Consider the following 23856-nt stretch of genomic DNA (forward strand, 5'->3'; position numbering starts at 1 on the left):
TCCTCAGCTCTTCTGGAGGCGCACGTCGAAGGCGTCCCGCAGGCCGTCCCCGACGAAGTTGAACGCGGCGACGACGAGGACGACGGCGAGGCCGGGCGGGAAGATCAGCCACCAGTGGCCGACCTGGGTGTAGGTGATGCCGGCGGAGAGCATGGAGCCCCAGTCGGCGGCCGGGGGCGGAATGGACAGGCCCAGGAAGGAGAGGTAGGCGACGTAGAGGATGGCGTCGGCGATCTGGAAGGTGGCGTTGACGATGACGGTGCCGACGGCGCCGGGCAGGATGTGCCGGAAGACGGCCCGGCCTCCGCCGCCGCCCATCAGGCGCATGGCGTGCACGTAGTCGCGGCTGCGCAGGGCGAGGGCCTCACCGCGGATGAGACGGGCCGGGGACAGCCAGGCGACCGAGGCGATGATGAGGATGAGCACGGCTTTGCCGGGGGTGACGATGGCGGCGACCACGACCAGCAGAAACAGTGCGGGGATGGCGAGAGCGGCGTCGGTGACGCGCATCATGGCGGCGTCCACCCAGCCGCCGAAGTAGCCTGCGACCGCGCCGTACACGGTGCCGAAGAGGGTGGCCAGCAGTCCGGCGGCGAGGCCGACCTCCAGGGAGGTCTGTCCGCCGTACATCAGCCGGCCGAGCATGTCGTAGCCGAGGTCGGTGGTGCCGAGGAGGTGGCCGGGGCTGCCGGGCGGCAGGCTTGCCCGGGACAGGTCGGTGTGCGTCTGGTCGGTGGGGTGCAGCAGCGGGCCGACGTAGCAGAACAGCAGCAGGGCCAGGAGGACGACGGTGCCGGTCAGGGCGAGTCTGCCGCGGGCGAAGACGGCGAGGGAGCGGCGCAGCGGCCCGGGGGCGGCGGGTGCCGCCGCGGCCCGGTCCTCGTCCCCGGGCCGGGCGGCCCCGGCGTGGCCCGGCGCGTCCATGGAGGGTGCGGTCACGAGACGCTCCTGATCCGGGGGTCGAGTACGGCGTAGGCGATGTCGGTGATCAGCGAGCCGAGCACGGTGGCCACGCCGACGATCAGGGTGACGCCGAGCAGTACGGGGAAGTCCGAGCCCTGCGCGGCGTTCCAGAACAGCAGTCCCATTCCGGGGTAGTTGAACATCGACTCGACGACGAGGGTGCCGCTGAAGAGGGTCGGAAGGTACAGCCCGAGGAGGGTGGCGAGCGGGATCAGCGCGTTGCGCAGGACGTGCCGGGCCAGGACGCGGGTGCCTGACTGCCCCTTGGCGTGCGCGGTGCGTACGTAGTCCTCCTGGAGGTTGTCCAGTACGGCCGAGCGCATGTAGCGGCTGAACGCGGCGATGATGCCGAGGGCGGTGGTCACCACGGGCAGGACCAGGGCCGGGGCCTCGGCGAGCAGTCCGCCGACCGTGTCGGCCTGCGGTGCCTCGGCCGGGAAGAGCTGGAGCTGCTGGCTGAAGACGAGGACGAGGACCAGGCCGAGGAAGAAGACCGGGGTGGCGTAGGCGAGGAAGGCGGCTCCCGTGAGCAGGTGGTCGGCGGCCCTGCCGCGGCGTACGGCCTGGAGGATGCCGAGCGGTACGGCCAGTACGGCGGCGAGCGCGAGGGACAGGCCGGCCAGCAGCGCGGTCTTCGGGAGGCGTTCGCCGAGCAGGGAGGTGACGGTCTGGTTGAGCTTGTAGGACTCGCCGAGGTCTCCGGTGAGCAGCCGCCCGAGGTACATCACGTACTGCTGCGGCAGCGGACGGTCGTAGCCCTGCTGGTGGTTGAAGTGTGTGACGGCTTCCGGGGTGGCCTTGACGCCGAGGATGGCGCGGGCCGGGCCGCCGGGCAGCAGGTGCAGCAGGACGAAGACGATGACGGAGACCAGCAGCAGGACGACGGCGGCCTGTGCGACGCGTTTGACCAGGAAACGGATCACCGGTGCGCACCGCCCTTCTTGACGAAGTACCAGTCCTGCGGCGCGAGGCCGAGGGTGGGGTTCTGGTCGATGCCGCGCAGGTCGTTGCGGATGACGGAGACCTGGTAGGCCGGGTTGGGCGTCCACAGGACGGGCACCTGGTCCGCCGTGTAGCGGGCGTAGTCGCGCAGCGCGGTCGGGTCGTCGGAGAACTCGGTGCGCTTGATCAGCTCGTCGGCCTTCGGGTCGGACCAGTTGCCCATGTTGGAGGGCGCCCCGGTGGCGAAGAGCGACTCCCCGCTGGCCACGGTCGGGAAGTACCAGCTTCCCTGGGTACCGAAGAAGCCCGTCTGCCAGGCGGAGCACACCGGTTCGGCCGGCTTGCAGGGGACGGTGGTGCCGAGGACGGTGTTCAGCGGCTGCTGCCGGACGTCCAGGGTGATGCCGGCCCGGTCCATGGCGGACTTGATCTCCTGCATGGTGTTGGAGGTCTCGGTGGATCCGGACTGGGAGAGGAGTTCCAGGCGCAGCGGCTGTCCGCCGGGGATGTCCTTGCCGCACTGTCCGGGGCCGGTGCCGGGGCGGGCGCAGCGCAGCCTGCCGTCGGTGCGCTGCCAGCCGTGCGCGGCGAGCAGGGCTTCGGCCTTCTTCGGGTCGTACGGGAACGGGTCGTGGTCCAACTGCGCGGCGGGCACCGGGCCGCGGGTGGGTGCCGCGCTGCCGTGCCAGACGACGTCGGAGATCGTCTTCTGGTCGACGAGCTGCTGGAGGGCGCGGCGCAGGTAGGTCTGGCGGAGCATCGGTCCGGCGGTGGGGTGGTGGAAGTTCAGGACGATGTAGGTGATCGCCCAGCCTTCCCACGGGTCGATGCGGTAGCCCATCTTCTCGAACCGCGTGGACTGGGCCATGACCGACGGCGGGATGTAGCCGTAGTCCACTCCGCCGGCGCGCAGCACGTTGAATTCGGAGTCGGCGGTGGTGAAGGGCTTGAGGACGACGCGGTCGAGATGGGGCTTGTCGGGGCCGCCGTACTGTTTGTTGGGAACCAGGGACACCTGCCCGGAGGTGGTCCACTTCTCGATGCGCCAGGGGCCGCTGACGGTCTTCCAGAGCGGGTCGGTGGCGAACTCGGAGAGCCGCTTGGCGTGCTGGAGCAGCCGCGCGAAGACCTTCTTCGGGTCCTCGTCGTGCGGGTCCCAGGCGTGTTTGGGCAGGGGGGTGAAGTTGTCGAGCTGGTTGCCGGTGAACCAGGCGGGGTTGTACGCGCGGTCCAGGCGCAGCCGGAAGGTGTGGTCGTCCAGCACCTCGAACTTCTTGACGTTGTCGGGCAGCAGGCCCGGCGAGTAGCCCGCCCACTCCTCCTTGTCGTGCTTGATCAGGTCGTACCAGAACTCCACGTCACGGCTGGTGACGGGCGTGCCGTCGGACCAGCGGTGGCCCTGCTCGAGCGTGATGGTGACGGTGGTGTTGCCGTCGCTGTAGCGGGGCTGCCCGGCGAGGTTGCGCGGGCTGTCCATGGTCAGGCCCGCGCCCTTCTTCTCGGCCGTGTAGAGCGGCGGGTAGAGCAGGTCCTGTACGGCGTTGTTGTACGAGGCCAGGTAACCGGCCGTGCCGATCGGGAAGATCCAGTTGGGCGTGGCGGCGGGCGGCAGCGCCATGGTGGCGGTGCCCCCTTCGACGCGGGTACCGCCGGTGGCTCCGACGTCGGTGACGGCGCCGTCCGCCGGGCCGCATCCGGTGACGGTGACCAGGCCGAGCAGCAGCGCGGTCACCGCGCGGAGCAGGGGGTGGACGGGCCCGCGTCGGCGGGTTCTGCGCGGGCCCATGCTGCCTCCGGAAAGGGTCGGCCGGTCGAAGAATGCGAGAAAAGTACGGACGGCCGCGAAAAGAAGTCAAGGGTCTGGCGGAACATCGGCAACTGGGGTGTACTGAAAGCTACTTCTTACCTCTTCTTTCTTCGGTATTCGAAGAAAGAAGAGGAACTACCCGCCGGATTTCCGTCGTTCCCCGCCGCTCGCGGCCGAAAGGCAGCGCCATGACCGTCACCATGACCACCACCCCGACCGCCGCCGAGGCCCCGACGTGACCGCCGCCGAGGAACAGCCCGGCTCCGCCGCACACGTCCTCGAACTCGTCGCGACCGGCACCGCCCGCTCGCGCGCCGACCTCGTACGGGAGCTGGGGCTCGCCGCCTCCACCGTCTCCGCCCGCGTCCAGGAACTGGTCGACGCCGGGCTGCTGACCGAGTCCGGCGAGGGCGCCTCGCGTGGCGGGCGCCGGCCGCGGCTGCTGCGCGTCCCGGACGGCGGCACCGTCGCGCTCGCCGCCGACCTGGGCAGCCATCACATCCGTACCGGCGCGGTGGGCCTGACGGGCACCGGCTTCGACATCGACGAGTGCGCTTTCGACCTGACGACCGGCCCGGAACCGGCTGTCGGCCTGCTCGCCGAACGGCTGACCGCGCTGGCCGACCGCCAGCGCGCGGCGGGACGCACCGTGTGCGGCGCGGGCATCGGCTTCCCCGGGCCCGTCGATCCCGGGTCGGGCCGGGTCATCGCGCCGTCCCGGATGCCCGGCTGGCATCTGTACGAGCTGCGCGACCGGCTCGCCGACCGGCTCGGCATGCCCGTGCTGGTCGACAACGACGCCAATGTCCTGGCCCTGGGCGAGCACCGGGCCGCCCACCCTGCCCGGCGGCACCTGGTGGTGGTCAAGGCGGGCCGCGGCATCGGCTCCGGCGTGATCAGCCACGGCCGGCTCTACCGGGGCGCCCGCGGCTGCGCCGGGGACATCAGCCACGTACGGGTGGACGCCGCCGCCGCACGCCCCTGCTCCTGCGGGAACATCGGCTGTCTGGAGTCGGTGGCCAGCGGCGCCGCGATCGCCGCCGCGCTGCGCGGCCAGGGCATCGAGGCGGATTCCACCACCGACATCCTGCGGCTCGTCGAGGACGGCGAACCGCACGCGACGACCCTGGTGCGGCAGGCCGGGCGGCACATCGGCGGGGTGCTGGGCGTCGTGGTGAACTTCTTCAACCCGGAGGCCGTGGTGCTGGGCGGCGCGCTCGCCGCCGCGGAACCGCTGGTCGCGGCGGTGCGCGGGGTGTTGTACGAGCGGTGCCTGCCGATGGCGACCAGCGAACTGTCCATCGTCGCGGCGAGCTGCGGCCCCGACGCGGGGCTGCTCGGCGCCGGCCACGCCGCGCTGCGCGAACTGGCCGCCGACGGCGGGCTGCCGGCCCTGCCCGTCGTCCGTACGTAGCTCCCCGACGGCCCCCGGTCCCCGCGTCCCCCTCGTCCCCCGTGTCCCCACACCCCCACGCCCCCACGGAAGGTGCACGACCGACATGCGTATCGCCATCGGCGGCATGGCCATCGAGTCCAGCCAGTTCTGCCCGCACCGCTCGACGTACGACGATTTCCGCGTGACCCGCGGCGCCGCGCTGCTGGACCGCTACACCTGGACCCGGCCGGACAGCGACCTCGCGGACCAGGTGGAGTGGGTGCCCCTGGTGCACGCGGTGGCGCTGCCCGGCGGGCCCGTCGAGCGGAAGACGTACGACCGGATCAAGTCCGAACTGGTCACCCGGATACACGAGGCCGGGCCGCTGGACGGCATGGTCTACGACATCCACGGCGCCATGAGCGTCGTCGGCCTGGACGACGCCGAGGCGGACCTCACCGACGCCGTACGGGACGCGCTCGGCCCGGACGTGCTGCTCTCCGCCGCCATGGACCTGCACGGCAACGTCTCGCGCCGCTTCGCCGACCGCCTCGACCTGCTCACCGCGCACCGCCTCGCCCCGCACGAGGACGCCTGGGAGACGCGCGAGCGGGCCGCCCGCAAACTGGTCGGACGGCTGGTGTCCGGCAAGGGCCGTCCGTACCGCGCCTGGGTGCAGGTACCGGTCCTGCTCCCCGGCGAGAAGACCAGCACCCGCCTGGAACCGGCCAAGTCCCTGTACGGCAGGCTCGCCTCGGTCGAGGCGCTGGACGGCATCGTGGACGCGGCGCTCTGGGTGGGTTACGCCTGGGCCGACGAGGCGCGCTGCCGGGCCGCGGTCGTGGTGACCGGCGACGACCCGGACCTGGCGCTGGAGCAGGCCCGCGGCCTGGCCCGGGAGTACTGGGACGTGCGCCGCGACTTCGTCTTCGCCGGCCCGACCGGCGACGCCGACGCGTGCGTCGCCCACGCCGTCGCGTCCCCCGCCCGCCCGTTCCTGATCAGCGACTCCGGCGACAATCCCACCGCGGGCGGCGCGGGCGACCTCGCGTACATGCTGCGGCGTCTGCTGGCCGACGAGGACCTGGCGAGCGGCCGGGTCACCGCGCTGCACCCGGGCATCACCGATCCGGCCGCGGTGGCCGCCTGCTTCGCCGCCGGGGTGGGCGCCCGCGTCACCCTGGAGGTCGGCGGCCACGTCAGCGCCGGCACCGGCCCGCACGCCGAACCGTACGAGCTGACCGGCACGGTGACCGCCCTCGAAGACCCGGCCGCGCCCGCCGCCGGTGCCCCGCGCGGCAACCCGGCGTACGACGGCGGCGGCCGCACCGCCGCCGTCACCCGGGGCGGCGTGACGGCCGTCCTCACCGAGCGGCGCAAGCCCTTCCACACCCGCGCGGACTTCGGCACGCTCGACCCGACGGCGTACGACATCGTCGTGGTGAAGATCGGCTACCTGGAGCCGGAGCTGTACGCGATGGCCGCCGACTGGCTGCTCGCCCTCACCCCCGGCGGCGTGGACCAGGACCTGCCGCGCCTGGGCCACCACCGGGTGACCCGCCCGCTCTACCCGTTCGACGACGCGGGCTTCGAGGACCCGGACCTGACACCGGTGCTGCTCTGAGGGACGGGCTCCGGGACACCGGCTCCGAGGGCCCGGCGCGTCCGGTCGGCCCGTTATGTGCGGCGCCGGTGCATGACGGCCCGTACGGTGGAGAGGCGCTCCCTGATCACCTTTCCCCCGACGGAGGGCCCCGATGGAGTCGCCGACCCCGCTCACCGAGAACGACCTGCTCGATCTCGACGCCCACTGGCGGGCGCTGAACTACCTCGCGGCAGGTCAGATCTATCTGACCGGCAACCCGCTGCTCACCGAGGAACTGCGCCCCGAGCACATCAAACCGCGCCTGCTCGGCCACTGGGGCACCTGTCCGGGCCTGAACCTCGTCTACACCCACGTCAACCGGGTCATCAGCACCCACGGGCAGGAAGCGGTGTGCGTGTGGGGCCCGGGGCACGGCGGGCCTTCGGTGTTCGCCGGTGCCTGGCTGGAGGGCACGTACGGGGAGCTGTATCCGGACATCGGGCGGGACGCGGCCGGGATGGGCCGGCTGTTCCAGCAGTTCTCCTTCCCCGGCGGGGTGCCGAGCCACGCGGCGCCGAACGTGCCGGGCTCCTTCCACGAGGGCGGCGAGCTGGGCTACTCCCTCGCGCACGCGTACGGCGCCGCGCTGGACAACCCGGACCTGCTGGTGGCGTGCGTGATCGGGGACGGCGAGGCGGAGACCGGGCCGCTGGCCGCCTCCTGGCACGCGAACAAGTTCCTGGACCCAGCGCACGACGGCGCTGTGCTGCCGATCCTGCACCTGAACGGCTACAAGATCGCCAACCCGACGGTCCTGGCCCGGCTGGACGAGGACGAGCTGGACGCGCTGCTGCGTGGCTACGGGCACGAGCCGCTGTACGTCACCGGCTCCGACCCCGCGCAGGTCCACCGGGACATGGCCGCCGCCATGGACACCGCACTGCTGCGCATCCACGACGCCCAGCGCACCGCCCGCGGCGACGGCGCGCGCTCCCGGCCCCGCTGGCCGATGATCGTGCTGCGCACCCCCAAGGGCTGGACCGGCCCCGGCGAGGTGGACGGCGCGCCCGTCGAGGGCACCTGGCGCGCCCATCAGGTCCCGCTGTCCGGCGTCCGGGACAACCCGGACCATCTGCGCCAGTTGGAGGGCTGGCTGCGGTCGTACGCGCCGGGCGAGCTGTTCGACGGCGAGGGGCGGCCGGTGGACCGGGTGCTGGCCTGTGTGCCGCGCGGCGACCGGCGGCTCGGCTCCTCCCCGCACGCCAACGGCGGCCGCCTCGTCCGTACGCTGCCGCTGCCCGACCCCGAGAAGTACGCGGTGCCCGTCGACAAGCCCGGCACCCGGATGCACGAACCGACCCGCGTCCTCGGCGGCCTGCTGCGCGATCTGATGGAGCGGACCGCCGACCGCCGCGACTTCCGGCTGTTCGGCCCGGACGAGACGGCCTCCAACCGCCTCCAGGACGTGTACGACGCCACCGACAAGGCGTGGCAGGCCCGGACCGAGCCCACCGACGAGCACCTGGGGCGGCACGGGCGCGTGATGGAGGTGCTCTCGGAGCACCTGTGCCAGGGCTGGCTGGAGGGGTACGTGCTCTCCGGCCGGCACGGCCTGTTCTCCTCGTACGAGGCGTTCGCGCACATCGTGTCGAGCATGGCCTCGCAGCACGTCAAATGGCTCCAGTCGGCCCGCGACATCCCCTGGCGGGTGCCCGTGGCGGGCCTGAACTACCTGCTGACCTCGCACGTCTGGCGCCAGGACCACAACGGCTTCTCGCACCAGGACCCCGGCTTCGTCGACCACATCCTCAACAAGGACCCGCACACCGTACGGGTCTACCTCCCGCCGGACACCAACAGCCTGCTGTGCGTGGCCGACCACGTGCTGCGCACCCGTGACGTGGTCAACGTGGTGGTCGCGGGCAAGCAGCCGTGCTTCGACTGGCTGGACATCGAGCAGGCGCGGGGGCACGTCGCGCGCGGCGCGGGCATCTGGGAGTGGGCGGGCACCGAACAGCCCGGCAGCCGGCCCGAGGTGGTGCTCGCGTGCGCCGGTGACGTGCCGACGCAGGAGACGCTGGCCGCCGCCTCCCTGCTGCGTACCCACCTGCCGCAGTTGTCGGTACGGGTCGTCAACGTCGTCGACATGACGCGCCTGCAACCCCACGAGGAGCACCCGCACGGCATGACGGAGCGGGAGTTCGAGGCGCTGCTGCCGCACGACGTGCCGGTGGTCTTCGCGTACCACGGCTACCCGTGGCTGGTGCACCGGCTCACCTACCGCCGGGCCGTCCACCCCAATCTGCACGTGCGGGGCTACAAGGAGATGGGCACCACGACCACGCCGTTCGACATGGTGGTCACCAACGACATGGACCGCTACCGGCTGGTGATGGACGTGATCGACCGGGTGCCGGGGCTGGCCGTACGGGCCGCCGGAGTACGGCAGGCGATGGCGGACGTGCGGCAGCGCCACCACGCCTGGATCCGCGAGCACGGCACGGACCTGCCGGAGGTCGAGGAGTGGAACTGGCCGGGCGGCGGCCGGTGACGGCGGCGGGTGGCCCCGGGGCCGGGTGCGGAACCGGCCCCGGGGCCGCCCGTCAGGGCTGCGGGTCGCGAGCGTCGTAGCGGGCGAAGTCGCGCCGCCACAGGGCCAGCAGCAACACCGTCACGACGCAGGCGAGTCCCCCGCCGACGACCGCCACGGCCGGTGAGGCGAGGTCGGCCGCCGACCCGGCCAGGAAGTCGCCGAGCCGGGGGCCGCCCGCCACGACGACGATGAACACGCCTTGCAGGCGGCCGCGCATCCGGTCCGGCGCGGCGGCCTGCAGCATGGTGCCGCGGAAGACCATCGAGACGGTGTCCGCGCACCCGGCGACGGCGAGGAAGAACAGGCCGAGCCACAGGTGGCGGGTGAGGCCGAAGCAGGCGACGGCCGCTCCCCAGGCGGCGACCGAGACGAGGATCGCCAGGCCGTGCCGGCGGACGGCACCGAGCCACCCGGAGAACAGCGCGCCGAGCACCGCGCCGACCGCGGGCGCCGCGACGAGCAGGCCCACCGTCTTGGCGTCACCGCCGAACCAGAGGACGGCGACGGCGGGGAACAGCGCGCGGGGCTGTGCCAGCACCATGGCCGCCAGGTCGGCGAAGAAGGTCATCCGCAGGTTGGGCCGGGTGGCGAGGAAGCGCAGCCCTTCCAGGACGGACGGGCGGCGCGGCGCCTCGTCGCCGTCACCGTGGTCGGGGCGCATGGCGGGCAGCCGCCACATGGCGTACAGCGCGGCCGAGAAGCAGACCACGTCGATCAGGTAGGCGGCCTGGTAGCCCCACAGGCCGACGAAGACACCGCCGAGCATCGGGCCGCCCATCATCCCGAGGTTGCTGGTGAGCGAGGAGAGGGCGTTGGCGGCGGGCAACTGCTCGGCCGGCAGCAGACGCGGGATCATCGACGAGCGGGCGGGCGCGTTCATCGCGAAGCAGACGGCCTGGAGGGCGACGACCGTGTAGAGCACCCACACCTGTCGTACGTCCGCGAGCGCGGCGGCGGCCAGCGCGACGGAGAGCACGGTGGCGCCCACCGCGCTGTACAGGCCGAGTTTGCGGCGGTCGACGGTGTCGGCGATGACGCCGCCGTACAGCCCGAAGACGACCAGCGGGACCAGGGAGCACAGGCCGACCGCGCCGACGGCGAAGGTGGAGCCGGTGAGGGCGTACACCTGGAGGGAGACGGCCAGGGCGGTCATCTGCTGGCCGACCCAGGAGACGGTGTTGCCGAACCACAGGCGCCGGTAGTCGGCGGAGATGCGCAGCGGGGTGATGTCGGCGAAGAGGCGGGTGTACAGCGGAGGACGGGGCTCGGTGTCGGATATGGCAGGAGGCACGGGGCAGTAAAGCACGGTCCGTGGTGGTGCCACTTACCCGGGTGGCCTGATCATGACACCGGCCGCACGGCTACCGGCCCTCCGAAAGCCCGTACACCCGGCGGGCGTTACCGGCCGCGACCAGCGCCGCGACACGGTCGGCGTCCGCCGCCGACCAGGCGCCCACGCGCACCCAGCCGGTCAGCACCTCCGCCAGCGCCGTACGGAAGGCGGCGCTGCCGACGGTGTACAGCTCCGGCAGGCCGTAGGCGTCGGTGGAGAAGAGGAGCTTGCCGAAGGGGGCCAGTTCGAGGAATCCGGCGAGCACGGCTGCCGCGCGGGGCCCGGTGTGCCCGAGGGCCAGGCCGACGTCGGCGTACACGTGCGGGAAGGCATGGGCCAGGTAGGCGGCCTGGCGGTGGTACGGGTAGCAGTGCAGCAGGATCAGGTCGGTGCCGGCGCCCGCGATGGCGTGGGCGAAGTCGGTGAGCAGGGCCGGGTCGGCGTGGTGCAGGCGCAGGTCGGGGTCGCCGAAGCCGGTGTGCAGTTGCAGGGGGCGGCCGGTGCCGACGGCGAGCCACAGCAGGTGGCGCAGCAGGACCGGGTCGGTCAGGCGGTGGGGGCCGGCGGCGAGCCAGTCGCGGGCGGCGGTCACGACGTCGGCGGCGGTGGGCGGCTCGGGAGCCAGGGCCAGCCCGTGCCGGTAGGCGGCGACGGACTTGAAGCCCGCGGCGGTGCGGGCCGCGTCCCGTACGGCGTCGGCGAGCCCGGCAGCGAACACCTCGGCGGCCACGTCCGCGGTCTCCTCCCCCGCCGTCCGTGCCGCCCGTACGCCTGCCGCGACCCGTTCCGCCAGCGTCTCCAGGCGGACGATCTCGTGCCCGGTGCCGCCGCCCGCCTCGGCCGTCTCGTGCGCCCCGGTGAGGTCGCCGGGCAGACCGGTGTCCACCAGGTACGTGCCGATGCCGGTGCCCCCCAGCAGCAGGCGGCGGGTCTCGGCCGCGCCCAGTTCGCGCCGCCGGGCGAGGTACGCGCCGGGCGTGCAGTGCGGCGCGAGGCCGAGCAGCGGCGGGCACCAGCGGCGGACGGCGAAGCCCGCCTGGGTGTCGAAGAAGGTCGTGCCCGCGGCGGCGGGCCGGTTGGACTCGGTCAGGTACGACTCGAACTCGGCGGCCGTCAGGTCGCCGCGCAGCACTCCGTGGCAGTGCTGGTCGATCAGCGGCGGCAGGTCCGGGAACGGGTCCGGGGCGCCGCCGGTGGCCTGCGCGGTCATCGGCCCCGCCGTCCGTGGGCGGCCGGCGCACCGGGGGCGGGCACGAGGGCGGGCACGGCCATCAGTACCTCCAGCGCGTCGCCGCGGCGATCTCTTCGGGCTCGCTGTCCGCGAAGTGCGCCGCCTCGGCGCGGCGTACGGCGATCACGGCGCCGTACAGCACCTCGCCCATGGCCTCCCGCAGCACCGCCGACTCCGCCAGCCGGTCGGTGGACTCGGTCAGCGACGAGGGCAGCCGGACGATGCCGCGCCGGGAGCGTTCACGGACCCCCAGGACGCCCGGGTCGCCGGTGACCGGCGGGGGCAGCGCCGCGCCCGTGGACAGGCCGTGCAGCCCGGCGGCGATCACCGCACCGACCGCCAGGTACGGGTTGGCCGCGGCGTCGAACGGCTTGATCTCGGCGTGCCCCCCGTCCGGATCGTCGGGGGCGCCGGTGACCAGGCGCAGCGCGGCCTCCCGGTTCTCCACGCCCCAGCACTGGTAGGCGCCGGCCCACACGGACGGGGCCAGCCGCAGGTAACTCGCGGGCGAGGGGCAGCCGACGGCGAGCAGCGCGGGCATCGTCTCCAGGACGCCGCCGAGGAACCGTACGGCGTCCGGGTCCAGGCCGTGTTCGGCGTCCCGGGCCCGGTGCAGGCTGCGTTCGCCGCGGTGCAGGCTGAGATGGAGGTGGCAGCCGTTGCCGACCTGGCCGGCCACGACGGAGGGCGCGAAGCTGGCCCGCAGGCCGTGCCGGAGCGAGACGGCCCGTACGGTCTCGCGGACGAGGACCAGCTCGTCGGCGGCGCGCAGCGGGTCGGCCGACGCGGTGGACACCTCGAACTGGCCCGGCGCGTACTCGGGGTGGAGCTGGAGGACGTCGATGTCCTGGAGGGCCAGCGCCTCGGCCACGTCGCGGAGGTAGTCGGAGAGTTCGACGACGCGGGTCATGCCGTAGGCGGGGCCGGCGCAGGCGTAGTCGAGGGTTTCCTCGGCGCCCGTGGAGCTGTCGGGGCGACCGCCGCCGGCCTCCGGCGCGCGGGTGACCACCCACTCCGTCTCGAACCCCATCCGCAGGACCAGTCCCGCGTCGGCGGCCCGGTCCACCATGCGGCGGGCGAACTGCCGCTGGCATCCGGGGTGCGGCGTGCCGAGCTGGTCGTAGCGGTCGACCGGCGCCCAGGCCCAGCCGGGTTGCGCGGCCAGCACCGTGACCCGCTCCAGGTCGGGGAAGAGCCGCAGGTCACCGTCGGGTCCGCCGAGGTGCGCGGACGCGGTGATCGCGTCGTCGGAGGTGAAGACGTCGAAGACCGGTGACATGCCGACGCCGCGCTGCACGGCGGGCGCCAGCCGGGCCGTCGGCACGGTCTTGGTACGGGCGATGCCCGCGTTGTCGACCCAGGTGAGGGCGATGGCGCGGACGTGCTCCGCGTCCAGCCGTGCCGCCGTCCGGCGGGCGTCGCCCCACTGCTGCGCAGGCCCCGGTTCCATAGCGCGTGTCCTCATTCCGCCGGGCCGCTCACTCGGCGGCCGATCGAACTGTGCCCTGTCCGCTGCCCGTGCCGCGGTGCCCCGTTCAGGGGCGGTTGCCGCGGGTGTCCCGCCGGACGGCAGGCGCGGCCGTCCCGCTCCCGGGGGCCGTACCGGCCGTCACGGACAGTCGAACTCGCACCATACGCACTTTCCGTTGCCGCGCGGCTCCACACCCCAGACATCCGACAGCCGCTCCACCAGGAGCAGTCCGCGCCCGGACATCGCGGACTCGTCACTGTCCCGGCGGCGCGGCAGGGCGCTGGAGCGGTCGGCCACCTCCAGCCGCAGCCGCCGGTCGGTGCCGTGCGGCATCCGTACCGTCACCACCGCCGCGCCGTCGGTGTGCAGCAGCGCGTTGGTGATCAGCTCGTCGGCGGCCAGTTCGACCTCCTCGGCGCGCTCCGGTGCGCCCCAGGCCCGTACCGCGGCGCGGATCATGTGGCGGGCGGCGGACAGCCCCCGGGCGTCGTCGGGTGCGACGTGCTGCTGGAGCCGTCCGGCGGCCGGCGCGGCGGGCTCCCCGCCGCGCCGCAGGATCAGCATCGCCATGTCGTCGTCGCCGGTCTGCTCGGCCGCCAGGTCGCAGAGCCGGTCGGCCAGTTGCTGGACGTCCTGGGGGCCGTCGCGGATCACTCTGGCCAGGTGCCGTACGCCGTCCTCGATGTCGATGCCCGGCTCTTCCACCAGCCCGTCGGTGTACAGCACCAGGGTCTCCCCGATGCCCAGGTGGGCGGTGGTGACGGGGTAGTCCAGGTCGCGGAAACCGGTCGCTATGCCCAGCGGCAGGCCACCGGCCACCTCCAGGCGCCGGCACAGCCCCTCGGCGTGCCGCAGCAGCGGGTCCACGTGCCCGGCCCGCACCAGCCGCACCGTCCCGGTGGCCAGGTCGGCGTCCGCGTACGTGCAGGTGGCGAAGCGGTCGGTGTCCAGTTCGCCGAGGAAGGCGGAGGCGCGGGCCATGACGGTGGCGGGCGGGTGCCCCTCGGCGGCGTAGGCGCGCAGCACGATCCGTAGCTGGCCCATGACGGTCGCGGCGTGGGTGTCGTGCCCTTGTACATCGCCGATGACCGCGGCGACCCGGCCTTCGGGCAGCGGGATCACGTCGTACCAGTCGCCGCCGATGTCCCGGCCGATCCGGGCGGCCCGGTAGCGTACGGCGATCTGGGCGCCTGGGATGCCGGGGATGCGGCGCGGCAGCATGGCCTGCTGGAGGCCCTCGGCGAGGTCGTGCTCCTGGTCGTAGAGCATGGCGCGGGCCAGGCTCTGCGCGACGCTGGAGCCGAGCGCCAGCAGCAGGTTGCGCTCCTGTACGCCGAACGGGTTCTCCGAGCGGTAGAACAGGCCCACCACTCCGATCGGCCGGGCCTGCGCGATGAGCGGCAGGTACGCGGCGGAGCCGAAGTCCATCCTTTCGAGGTGCGGCCAGAGCGCCGGGTAGCGTTCGGCGAACTCGGCGCGGGAGCGGATGAAGCACGGCTGGAGGGTGCGCACCGCCTCGCTCATCGGGAACTCCTCCTCGACCCGCAGCACCTCGTGCTGCGGTACGAAGCTGCCCGCCAGCCCTTCGTGAACCACCCGGATGCGGCCCGCCTCGACCAGGCCGACGATGACGTTCCGCGCGCCCAGCCGGGTCAGCGCCTGGTCGTCGCCGAGCACACCGATGACGTCGCGGACGGTCCTGGCGTGCGCCAGGGCCGCCGTGGTGCGCTCGACGAGGCCGGTGTTGCGCAGTCTGCGCGCGTGCGCCTGGGCCCGTTCCGCCGCCTGGGCGTACTCCTGGCTGGCGTCCCGGACGACGCCGATGACGCGGTGCGGCTTTCCGGCCCCGTCGCGGCGAATGCTGGCCTGGGTGTGGGCCCAGCGCACCGTGCCGTCCCGCAGCCGGACGCGGAAGTAGGCGCCGTAGGAGTCGCTGCCGTCCTTCAGGGCCTGGGAGACGACGCTGTCCAGGCGGGCCGCCTCGTCCGGCGGCAGACGGCAGCCCAGGGCGGCCGGGTCGGAGTCGTACTCCTCCGGCGGCAGGTCGAAGACCTCCAGAGCGGAGCCGTCCATGTGCATACGGCCGCTGTCGAGGTCCCAGTCGAAGCCGCCCATGCCGTTGAGGGCCAGCGTCAGGTCCGGATGAGCGGGCCAGTCGTCCGGCACCGACACGGTCGGCCGCTTCGCGCCCCGGTCAGCCATGTCCGCAACTTTGCCACATTTGCCCCATACGTGGCCGGTCCACCGGTGTCCGGTACGCGGCCGGCCCGCGAGGCCGGACCCGGCGCGCCGACGCCACTGACTTACGCATCAGTCAGTGCTCAACACACGCCTCTCGGCGCTGTTACAGCAGACTGGCCCCAGTCGGCGCCGTGGAGGTCGTTGCGATGATCTCAACACACTGTTACGGTCCCTGACCATGTCCACGGACGAAGACCCCGGCACCCGGATCCCCGACGACAGCGACGTGCGCGACCGCGTACGACAGGTGGTCGACCGCCTCGGCTGCAGCCGCCGCGAGTTCGCCCGGCGCATCGTGATGGACCCCTCGAAGCTGTCCAGGTCGCTGGGCGGCACCCGGCGTTTCACCCTCGCCGAGATCGTGCGCGTCGCGGACATCGGCGGCGTGGACGTGGCGTGGCTGCTCGGGTCCCGGGGCGGCGCCCCGGCACCGGCCCGGGGCCGGGAGCCGGTCGCGGTGCCCGAGGGCGGCCGGCCGCTGCAGATCGTCCGGGAGACCGTCCGGCTGATCGCCGAGCACGGCTTCCACGGCGTCCGGGTCGCCGACATCGCCGCCGCCTGCGGCACCAGCACGGCCGCCGTGCACTACCACTTCCCCGGCCGCGACGAACTGCTGGAAGCGGCCGTGCGCTGGTGCATGGACGAGGACACCGCGCGGCGCGCCGCGGGCCTGGCCGACGCGCCGGACGCCCGCGCCGAACTGCTGCACCTGATCGCGTTGCAGACGCCGCGCACCGCACAGCAGCGGCGGCAGTGGCTGGTCTGGCTCGACCTGTGGGCGCAGGCCGCGCGCTCCACCGCCGTGGGGCAGTTGCACGAGCACTACTACCGGCAGTGGCGGACCACCGTCGCCGAAGTCCTGCGCCGGGGCGTCGACCAGGGCGTCTTCCGCGCCGTGGACCCCGAGCCCACCGCACTGCGGCTGACCGCGCTCATCGACGGCCTGGCCACCCAGGTGCTGGCCACCGCGCCCGACAGCACCGGCCCGGACACCATGCACGCCGCGCTGCTCACCTTCATCGACCACGAGCTGGCCCCCTGAGCGGGCGGCTCCCCCGCCGTTCCGACCCCACCGACCGAAGGACCCGCCGTGAACAACGAGGTCATCATCACCTGCGCGCTGACCGGAGCCGGTGACACCGTGCGCCGCTCGCCGCACGTGCCCGTCACCCCCGAACAGATAGCCAGGTCCGCCGTCGAGGCGGCCTCGGCCGGCGCCGCCGTCGTCCACATCCACGTACGCGACCCGGAGACCGGCGCCCCGTCCCGCGACCCGCGCCTGTACGCCGAGGTCGTCGAACGCGTCAAGGAGACCGGCACCGACGTCGTCATCAACCTGACCGCCGGGATGGGCGGCGACCTCGTCATCGACCCGGACGAGCCACTGCGGCACCTGCCCGGTACGGACCTGGTCGGCGGCCTGGAGCGGCTGCCGCACGTCGAGGAACTGCTGCCCGACATCTGCACCCTGGACTGCGGCTCGCTGAACTTCGGCGAGGGCTCCAACCTCTACGTCTCCACGCCCGACATGCTGCGCGCGGGCGCCCGGCGCATCCAGGAGCTGGGGGTACGGCCCGAACTGGAGATCTTCGACACCGGGCAGCTGTGGTTCGCCAGGCAACTGCTCGCCGAAGGACTGCTCGACGACCCGACCGTCTTCCAGTTGTGCATGGGCGTGCCGTGGGGCGCGCCGGCCGACCCGGGCGTGCTCCAGTCGATGGTCGCGATGCTCCCCGAGGGCGCGCAGTGGGCCAGCTTCGCGCTCGGCCGGATGCAGATGCCGTGGGTCGCGCAGTCCATCCTGCTCGGCGGCAACGTCCGGGTGGGGCTGGAGGACAACCTCTACCTGAGCAAGGGCGTCAAGGCGACCAACGGCCAGTTGGTCGAACGGGCCGTGCAGATCACGGAGTTGCTGGGCGCGACGGTCGCCACCCCGGACCAGGCCCGTGCCCGCCTCGGCCTGAAGCCGCGCGGCTGAAGCCCGGTTCCCCCTCGCCCCCTCACACTCAGGAGCCTTTCGTGTCCCCCACCCCTCCCTCTTCCGTACGCCGTGTGGCGTGCGTCGGCGCCGGCGTCATAGGCGGCGGCTGGGTCGCCCACTTCCTCGCCCGCGGCTACGACGTCACCGCCTGGGACCCCGCGCCGGACGCCGAGGACAAGCTGCGCCGCCTGGTCACGGCCGCCTGGCCGGCCCTGGAGCAGCTCGGCCTGGCCGAGGGCGCCTCGCCCGACCGTCTGACCATGGCTCCGACCCTCGCCGAAGCCGTCGCGGACGCCGAGTTCGTGCAGGAGAGCGCCCCCGAGAAGCTGGAGCTCAAGCGCGATCTGCTGGCCCAGCTCGACGCCGCCGCCCCGCCCGGCGTGGTCATCGCCTCCTCCACCTCCGGCTACCCGATGACCGACATGCAGACGACGGCCGCCACGCCCGGCCGTCTGGTCGTCGGGCACCCGTTCAACCCGCCGTACCTGATCCCGCTGGTCGAGGTGGTCGGCGGGGAGCGGACCGACCGCACGGCGGTCGCATGGGCCGCGGAGTTCTACGAGGCGGCGGGCAAGTCCGTGATCACCATGGACCGGGAGCTGCCCGGCTTCATCGCCAACCGCCTCCAGGAGGCCCTGTGGCGCGAGGCGCTGCACATGGTCGCCAACGGCGAGGCCACGGTCGAGGACATCGACACCTCGATCACCGAAGGGCCGGGGCTGCGCTGGGCGTTCATGGGCCCGATGCTGACGTTCGCGCTGGCCGGCGGCGAGGGCGGGATGGCCCACATGCTCGACCACTTCGGCCCGTCGCTGAAGTCTCCCTGGACCCGGCTGGAGGCCCCGGAGCTGGACCGGGCGCTGCGGGACGCGGTGGTCGACGGCTGCGACCGGGCCGCCGACGGCCGTACGTACGCCCAGCTCGTCGCCGAGCGCGACCAGGGCGTCATCGACGTACTGCGGGCCACCGGCCGGCTGGACGGGCCCGACCGGTGACGGCGCGGCTGCCGCTGTTCCGGCGGACGGTCCAGGACGACTGGATCGACTACAACGGCCATCTCTCCGAGGCGTACTACGTCCTGGTCTTCGGCTTCGCCACGGACGCCCTCATGGACGCGGCCGGTCTCGGCCCGGCCTACCGCGCCCGCACCGGCCATTCGCTCTACACGGTCGAGGCGCATGTGCGCTACCTCGCGGAGGTGCCGCGGGGCGCCGAACTCCTCGTACGGACCACGGTCCTGGGCGTGGGCGCGAAGAAGGTGCGTTGCGTCCACGAGATGTACGTGGGGGACGCGGCCGGCGATCCGGTGGCCACCGAGGAGATCTTCGCCCTGCACGTCCACCAGGGCGAGGGACGCGCCGCGCCGCTGCCCGAGGAGGCGTACCGGCGGCTGGCGGGCTTGGCCGAACTGGCCGGTCCGGCTCCGGACTGGGCCGGGCGGGGCATCAGGGAGGTGCAGCGGCCGGGAATCCGGAAGGCGTGAGGCGGCGTTGCACGGCGTGTCCCCGGCCGTCCGGGGGCACGCCGCGCCGCCGTCGGGTCGGCCGTCCGCCTGCCGCGCGGTGTCACCCTAGGAGCCTCACACCCCGTCGGAGAGGAACCGTCATGCCGTCCGTACCAGGGCACCGCATCACCGTCGAGCAGGGCACCGAGCACGTCCGGGTCGTCCACGACGGCCAGGTGGTCGCCGACAGCCGCCGTCCGCTGCTGCTGCGCGAGACCGGTTATCCGGTGCGCTACTACCTGCCGCCGGAGGACGTCCGGACGGATCTGCTGGTCCCGTCCGAGACTCGTACCCACTGCCCGTTCAAGGGAGACGCCTCCTACTGGTCACTTTCCGGTGGCCCGGAGGACATCGCGTGGGCCTACCCTGCGCCGAAGTCCGCGGTCGAGCAGATCAAGGATCATCTGTGCTTCCACGACACGGAGTTGGTGTGAGCGACACGGCGCGGCAGTGAGTAGGAAAGTTTCCTAACCATTCTCCGTCAGGCTTATTGACGCGTACATGCGCCGTCGTCAAGATTCCTCCGAACGGCACCTCCGCCGACCGAGGAGACGGACATGACGCCCACCCCCCGCGCCGCGAAGTCCCGCACCACCCGCCCGGCCAGGCCCTTCCTCACCAACCCCCGCACCGGCATACCCACCGCCGCGGGCGCGGTCCTCGCGCTCGTCGGCGGTGCGGTGCTGTGGTCGCCGGCCGGCCGGGCGGACGCCGCGCCGGAGCGGACGGCGGCGCGGGCCGGCGGGTTCACGGTGGTCGCCGCCGGTGACATCGCCGAGCAGTGCACCGCGAGCAGCAGTAGCTGCGTGCACCCGAAGACCGCGGCCCAGGTCAAGAAGATCGATCCGGCCTTCGTGCTCACCATGGGCGACAACCAGTACGACGACGCCCGGCTCAAGGACTTCCAGAAGTACTACGACACCTCCTGGGGCGCCTTCAAGTCCAGGACCCGCCCGGTCGCCGGCAACCACGAGACGTACGACCCGGCCGGCAAACTGGCCGGGTACAAGTCCTACTTCGGCTCCGTCGCCTACCCCCAGGGCAAGAGCTACTACAGCTTTGACCAGGGCAACTGGCACTTCGTCGCACTGGACTCCAACAGCCTGGACTCCGCGCAGACCAAGTGGCTCAAGAACGACCTCGCCGCCAACACCAAGAAGTGCGTGGCGGCCTACTGGCACCACCCGCTGTTCTCCTCCGGCGAGCACGGCAACAACCCGGTCGGCAAGCCCGTCTGGAAGCTGCTGTACGACGCCAAGGCCGAGCTGGTGCTCAACGGGCACGACCACCACTACGAGCGCTTCGCGCCGCAGAACCCGGACGGCAAGGCCGACCCGAAGGGCCTGGTCGAACTGCTCGCCGGGATGGGCGGCGCCAACCCGTACAAGATCGAGGAGGTCCAGCCGAACAGCGAGAAGCGGCTGACCAAGACCTTCGGCGTGGTCAAGCTGAACTTCACCGACGACGGGTTCTCCTGGGACCTGGTGGGCACGGACGGCAGGACGAAGGACAGCAGCCCGTCCTACCAGTGCCACTGACCGGCCCGGGACCCACCCGCCATGTATCTCGCCACCACCGGCGCGGCCGCCGCCACCACACGGCTGACGCGTGGCCGCGTCGCCGGACCGGTCCTCGCCCTCGGCACGGTCAGCCTGGTCACCGACATCTCCTCCGAGATGGTCACCGCGGTACTGCCGCTCTACTTCGTCCTCCAGCTCGGGCTCTCCCCCCTCCAGTTCGGTTTCCTGGACGGGCTCTACAACGGCGTCACCGCGCTCGTACGGCTGGCCGGCGGGCACGCCGCCGACCGCGGCGGACGGCACAAGCTGGTGGCCGGCACCGGCTACGCGCTGTCCGCGCTGTCCCGGCTGGGCCTGCTGCTCGCGGGCGGCGGCACGGCCGGGATCAGCGCGGCCATCGCCGCCGACCGCATCGGCAAGGGCGTACGCACCGCCCCGCGCGACGCGCTGATCTCGCTCAGCAGCCCGCCCGACGCACTGGGCCGGGCGTTCGGCGTGCACCGCGCGATGGACACCACGGGCGCGCTGCTCGGCCCGCTGGCCGCGTTCGCCCTGCTGTGGGCGACCGCGGACGCCTACGACGCGGTGTTCGTCGTCAGCTTCTGCGTCGGGCTGCTCGGCGTACTGCTGCTGGTCGTGTTCGTCCCCGGACGGGGCACCCTGGGGCCGGTGGCCGCGCCCGCCGCCGGGCCGCGGGTCCCGCTGCGCAGCAGGATCGCCGAGCCGCTGCGCGACGCCGCCTTCCGGCGCATCATGGCGGCCGCCGCCCTGCTGGGCGCCGCCACCATCGGCGACTCGTTCGTCTACCTGCTGCTCCAGCGGCAACTGGACTTCGCGGTCCGCTGGTTCCCGCTGCTGCCGCTCGGCACCGCCGCGGTCTATCTGCTGCTGGCGGTACCCGCCGGACGGCTCGGTGACCGCATCGGACGCCGGGTCCCCTTCCTCTTCGGCCATGCGGCGCTGCTCGCCGCGTATCTGCTGCTGCTCACCGTCGGCGACGGCACCGTCCTGCTGGCCGGTGTGCTGCTCCTGGTCGGCGTGTTCTACGCCGCGACCGACGGCGTGCTGATGGCCCTGGCAGGGCCGGCCCTGCCCGCGGCACGGCAGGCGAGCGGCATGGCCCTGCTGCAAACGGGCCAGGCACTGTGCCGACTGCTCGCCGCGGCGGGGTTCGGCGCCGCCTGGACGCTGTGGGGCAGCCGGGCGGCGCTGGTCATCGCCGTCGTCGTCCTCGCGGCTGCCCTGGTGGGCGCCGCCGCGCTGCTCCCCCGTACGGAAAGGCGGTCCTGATGGTCGCGACTGACACGGCAGGCCCGGTGGAGGCTGAGGACGCGGGCGGCCAGGCCCGTAAGGCGGGCCCTGGCGGGGTCTCGATGCGCGCCCGCGTCATCGCCGTCGCGGTGGCCACGGCCGTCCTCGCCACGGTCGCCGTGGTGTACACGGTGACGGCGGCCCGGCGCACCGAATCCACCGACCCGCCCTCGGCGTTCGGCCTGGACCGCGGGCAGTTGTACTTCCGCAGTACGCGGGAGGGGGACGGCGCCGGGCGGGTGGCGCGCCTGGCCGCTGCCTCCGGCCCCTCTGCCCACGGCGCCGCTGCGGTGAGCGCGGCAGCGGCCCCGGACCCGGACCGCCGCACCACCGGGGGCCCCGCCTGCGAGCGCTTCTACGCGGCCGGCGGCACCGCCCTGTGCCTCCAGCGCCGCCCCGGCATCCCCCCGGCCTCGTACGCCGTCGTGCTGGACGGGCGGCTGCGCGAGCAGCGCCGTATCGCCCTGACCGGCATCCCCAACCGGGCGCGGGTCTCCGCCTCCGGCCGGATGCTGTCTTGGACGATGTTCGCCACCGGCGACTCGTACGCCACCACGTCCTTCTCCACCCGCACCTCGATCCTCGACACCCGCACCGGCTACCTGATCAAGAACATCGAGGACATCCCGCTCACCCTCGACGGCCGCCGCTACCACTCCCCCGACGTCAACTACTGGGGCGTCACCTTCGCCCGCGACGACAACCGCTTCTACGCCACCGTCTCCACGAAGGGCCGCACCTACCTCGTCGAGGGCGACATGCGCCGCTGGGCGGCCCGCACCCTGCGCGAGAACGTGGAGTGCCCGTCCCTCTCCCCCGACAACACCCGCCTCGCCTTCAAGAAGCGGGTACGCGAAGGGGCCCGCGATCCCTGGCAGCTCTACGTGCTCGACCTGCGCACGATGCGCGAGCACCCGCTCGCGGAGCAGCGCAGCGTGGACGACCAGGCAGCCTGGCTGGACGACCGCACCCTCGGCTACGCGCTGCCGGGCAGCGGTGGGACGGGCGGCGGTGGGACGGGCGGCGACATCTGGACCGTACCGGCGGACGGCACGGGCGCCCCGGCGCTTCGGGTGGCCGGGGCGTCTTCCCCGGCGCTGGTGCGCTGAGCCGGGGCGGGGCGGGCCAGGCCGAGGCGGGGCGAGTCGGGCCGGGGTGGGCCGCGTCGGGGCGTCAGGGGGTTTCGGCCGCCCGGGGGCCCTGGGCGTCGGAGGTGCACAGGCGCGGCGCGATCCCGGCCGCCGCCACCGGGCCGTCGAGCCGGTCCGCGAGGTCCCGCGCCCAGGCCGTGAGTCCGGGGACGTCGATGTCGTACGGGACGGTGTCCGCGTACGGGGCGATGGCGCCGGCGCCCCGGAGCAGCAGTGCCGCGCCGCCCTTGGCGTTGCCCCGGGCGGCGTGGGTCAGGCCGACGGCGAGCTGGGCGAGGCCACGCCACAGTTGCCGCTCCGGCTCGGGCGACATCTTCCAGGCGTCCTCCAGCACCTCGTGGGCATGGAAGGGCAGTCCGCGGTCCAGGAGGTCCTGCGCTTCGGTGAGCGCCTCACGGGGGCTGCGTTCGACGCCTTCGGGCTGGCGGGCCACGCCCGGTGCGCCGTACGGCAGCGGGCGCCCGAGACCGTCCCGCGGCCGGGCGTTGCGGGCCCGGCCTTCGGGGTCACGGTCCCGAGCGGCGGCCGGGGCTTCGTCCGGGCTTCCGTTCAGGTCTTCGTCCGGGGCTTCGGCCGAGCCTTCATCCAGGTCCTCATCCAGGTCTTCATTTAGACCTTCACCCGATTCTTCCCTCGGACCTTCACTCGGGCCTTCATTCCGGGCGCGGGCAGCCATGGTCCGTCCTTCCGGTTCGGGGCCGTTCGCCACGGCAACGGCGTCCCCCGCTCCGCAGTGTTCGCAGCCGGGCTCCGCCGGGCGGTCCGAGATCCGGCCGCACTCCTGGCACACCTGGTCCAGCCAGCAGGCCGGGTCGCCGCCCTCGTCGCGTCGCGTCACGTTCACGGTT

General features: G+C 73.3%; 19 protein-coding genes. 11 read left to right on the plus strand and 8 right to left on the minus strand.

From position 1 onward, the window contains the following. Nucleotides 1-3 precede the first annotated feature (3 nt). The 3 genes from AB0A97_RS12135 to AB0A97_RS12145 are packed head-to-tail and all read right to left on the minus strand — an operon-like array spanning nt 4 to nt 3691. Nucleotides 4-939, minus strand: a complete 936-nt coding sequence (locus AB0A97_RS12135; protein WP_361148034.1) for an ABC transporter permease — start codon at nt 937-939, stop codon at nt 4-6. Then, on the minus strand, nt 936-1886 hold the full coding sequence (locus AB0A97_RS12140; protein ID WP_361148036.1) for an ABC transporter permease: 951 nt from the start codon (nt 1884-1886) through the stop codon (nt 936-938). Before AB0A97_RS12140 ends, AB0A97_RS12135 begins: the two co-directional genes overlap by 4 nt. Next, a complete protein-coding gene (locus AB0A97_RS12145) occupies nt 1883-3691 on the minus strand; it encodes a peptide ABC transporter substrate-binding protein (RefSeq protein ID WP_361148038.1) in 1809 nt (602 codons plus the stop codon). The genes AB0A97_RS12140 and AB0A97_RS12145 overlap by 4 nt, the downstream gene beginning before the upstream one ends. Nucleotides 3692-3947: 256 nt before the next feature. Between AB0A97_RS12145 and AB0A97_RS12150 the strand changes: the two genes are divergently transcribed. The 3 genes from AB0A97_RS12150 (at nt 3948) to AB0A97_RS12160 (ending at nt 9223) form a co-directional block, all read left to right on the plus strand. Further along, nucleotides 3948-5126, plus strand: a complete 1179-nt coding sequence (locus AB0A97_RS12150) for an ROK family transcriptional regulator (protein WP_361148040.1) — start codon at nt 3948-3950, stop codon at nt 5124-5126. 85 nt (nt 5127-5211) lie between these two features. After that, nucleotides 5212-6711: a M81 family metallopeptidase gene (locus AB0A97_RS12155; RefSeq protein WP_361148042.1), complete on the plus strand. Its 1500-nt coding sequence runs from the start codon at nt 5212-5214 to the stop codon at nt 6709-6711. Between the two features lie 133 nt (nt 6712-6844). Continuing rightward, nucleotides 6845-9223: a phosphoketolase family protein gene (locus AB0A97_RS12160; protein WP_361148044.1), complete on the plus strand. Its 2379-nt coding sequence runs from the start codon at nt 6845-6847 to the stop codon at nt 9221-9223. 52 nt (nt 9224-9275) lie between these two features. Here the strand turns inward: AB0A97_RS12160 and AB0A97_RS12165 are convergent, their stop codons facing one another. The 4 genes from AB0A97_RS12165 to AB0A97_RS12180 all read right to left on the minus strand — a co-directional run bounded on the left by AB0A97_RS12165 (nt 9276) and on the right by AB0A97_RS12180 (nt 15502). After that, on the minus strand, nt 9276-10556 hold the full coding sequence (locus AB0A97_RS12165; RefSeq protein ID WP_361148046.1) for an MFS transporter: 1281 nt from the start codon (nt 10554-10556) through the stop codon (nt 9276-9278). 70 nt (nt 10557-10626) lie between these two features. Continuing rightward, entirely contained in the window at nt 10627-11808 is a 1182-nt protein-coding gene (locus tag AB0A97_RS12170) for an amidohydrolase family protein (RefSeq protein ID WP_361148048.1), read from the minus strand. 61 nt (nt 11809-11869) lie between these two features. After that, nucleotides 11870-13279 (minus strand): glutamine synthetase family protein, encoded by a 1410-nt coding sequence (locus AB0A97_RS12175; protein WP_361148050.1) that lies wholly within the window; start codon nt 13277-13279, stop codon nt 11870-11872. A gap of 159 nt (nt 13280-13438) precedes the next feature. Next, nucleotides 13439-15502: a SpoIIE family protein phosphatase gene (locus AB0A97_RS12180; protein WP_361148052.1), complete on the minus strand. Its 2064-nt coding sequence runs from the start codon at nt 15500-15502 to the stop codon at nt 13439-13441. Nucleotides 15503-15719: 217 nt separating this feature from the next. Between AB0A97_RS12180 and AB0A97_RS12185 the strand changes: the two genes are divergently transcribed. From AB0A97_RS12185 to AB0A97_RS12220, 8 genes are all read left to right on the plus strand, one after another. Next, nucleotides 15720-16583, plus strand: a complete 864-nt coding sequence (locus AB0A97_RS12185; RefSeq protein ID WP_361148053.1) for a TetR/AcrR family transcriptional regulator — start codon at nt 15720-15722, stop codon at nt 16581-16583. 48 nt (nt 16584-16631) lie between these two features. Continuing rightward, nucleotides 16632-17519, plus strand: a complete 888-nt coding sequence (locus AB0A97_RS12190; RefSeq protein WP_361148055.1) for a 3-keto-5-aminohexanoate cleavage protein — start codon at nt 16632-16634, stop codon at nt 17517-17519. A 41-nt stretch (nt 17520-17560) separates the two neighbouring features. Then, nucleotides 17561-18517, plus strand: coding sequence for a 3-hydroxyacyl-CoA dehydrogenase NAD-binding domain-containing protein (locus tag AB0A97_RS12195; protein ID WP_361148057.1), 957 nt, complete (start codon nt 17561-17563; stop codon nt 18515-18517). After that, a complete protein-coding gene (locus tag AB0A97_RS12200; protein ID WP_361148059.1) occupies nt 18514-19005 on the plus strand; it encodes a thioesterase family protein in 492 nt (163 codons plus the stop codon). Before AB0A97_RS12195 ends, AB0A97_RS12200 begins: the two co-directional genes overlap by 4 nt. A gap of 122 nt (nt 19006-19127) precedes the next feature. After that, nucleotides 19128-19460, plus strand: coding sequence for a DUF427 domain-containing protein (locus AB0A97_RS12205; protein ID WP_361148061.1), 333 nt, complete (start codon nt 19128-19130; stop codon nt 19458-19460). A gap of 123 nt (nt 19461-19583) precedes the next feature. After that, nucleotides 19584-20564 carry a metallophosphoesterase gene (locus AB0A97_RS12210; protein WP_361148063.1) on the plus strand — a complete coding sequence of 327 codons (981 nt, stop codon included), beginning with the start codon at nt 19584-19586 and terminating at the stop codon, nt 20562-20564. 21 nt (nt 20565-20585) lie between these two features. Then, entirely contained in the window at nt 20586-21836 is a 1251-nt protein-coding gene (locus AB0A97_RS12215) for an MFS transporter (protein ID WP_361148065.1), read from the plus strand. Nucleotides 21837-21919: 83 nt separating this feature from the next. Next, on the plus strand, nt 21920-22966 hold the full coding sequence (locus AB0A97_RS12220) for a hypothetical protein (RefSeq protein WP_361148780.1): 1047 nt from the start codon (nt 21920-21922) through the stop codon (nt 22964-22966). 64 nt (nt 22967-23030) lie between these two features. Here AB0A97_RS12220 and AB0A97_RS12225 read toward each other — a convergent pair whose 3' ends face one another. Then, on the minus strand, nt 23031-23852 hold the full coding sequence (locus tag AB0A97_RS12225; protein ID WP_361148067.1) for a DUF309 domain-containing protein: 822 nt from the start codon (nt 23850-23852) through the stop codon (nt 23031-23033). Between the last annotated feature and the right edge of the window lie 4 nt (nt 23853-23856).

The sequence above is a fragment of the Streptomyces sp. NPDC045470 genome, assembly GCF_040646595.1.
GTDB lineage: Bacteria > Actinomycetota > Actinomycetes > Streptomycetales > Streptomycetaceae > Streptomyces.

Bases quoted from the DNA above. Each gene is read 5' to 3' on its own strand.
- AB0A97_RS12145 (WP_361148038.1), bottom strand. From the start codon at position 3,691: ATGGGCCCGCGCAGAACCCGCCGACGCGGGCCCGTCCACCCCCTGCTC.
- AB0A97_RS12155 (WP_361148042.1), top strand. From the start codon at position 5,212: ATGCGTATCGCCATCGGCGGCATGGCCATCGAGTCCAGCCAGTTCTGC.
- AB0A97_RS12160 (WP_361148044.1), top strand. From the start codon at position 6,845: ATGGAGTCGCCGACCCCGCTCACCGAGAACGACCTGCTCGATCTCGAC.
- AB0A97_RS12170 (WP_361148048.1), bottom strand. From the start codon at position 11,808: ATGACCGCGCAGGCCACCGGCGGCGCCCCGGACCCGTTCCCGGACCTG.
- AB0A97_RS12175 (WP_361148050.1), bottom strand. From the start codon at position 13,279: ATGGAACCGGGGCCTGCGCAGCAGTGGGGCGACGCCCGCCGGACGGCG.
- AB0A97_RS12180 (WP_361148052.1), bottom strand. From the start codon at position 15,502: ATGGCTGACCGGGGCGCGAAGCGGCCGACCGTGTCGGTGCCGGACGAC.
- AB0A97_RS12185 (WP_361148053.1), top strand. From the start codon at position 15,720: ATGTCCACGGACGAAGACCCCGGCACCCGGATCCCCGACGACAGCGAC.
- AB0A97_RS12205 (WP_361148061.1), top strand. From the start codon at position 19,128: ATGCCGTCCGTACCAGGGCACCGCATCACCGTCGAGCAGGGCACCGAG.
- AB0A97_RS12210 (WP_361148063.1), top strand. From the start codon at position 19,584: ATGACGCCCACCCCCCGCGCCGCGAAGTCCCGCACCACCCGCCCGGCC.
- AB0A97_RS12215 (WP_361148065.1), top strand. From the start codon at position 20,586: ATGTATCTCGCCACCACCGGCGCGGCCGCCGCCACCACACGGCTGACG.
- AB0A97_RS12220 (WP_361148780.1), top strand. From the start codon at position 21,920: ATGCGCGCCCGCGTCATCGCCGTCGCGGTGGCCACGGCCGTCCTCGCC.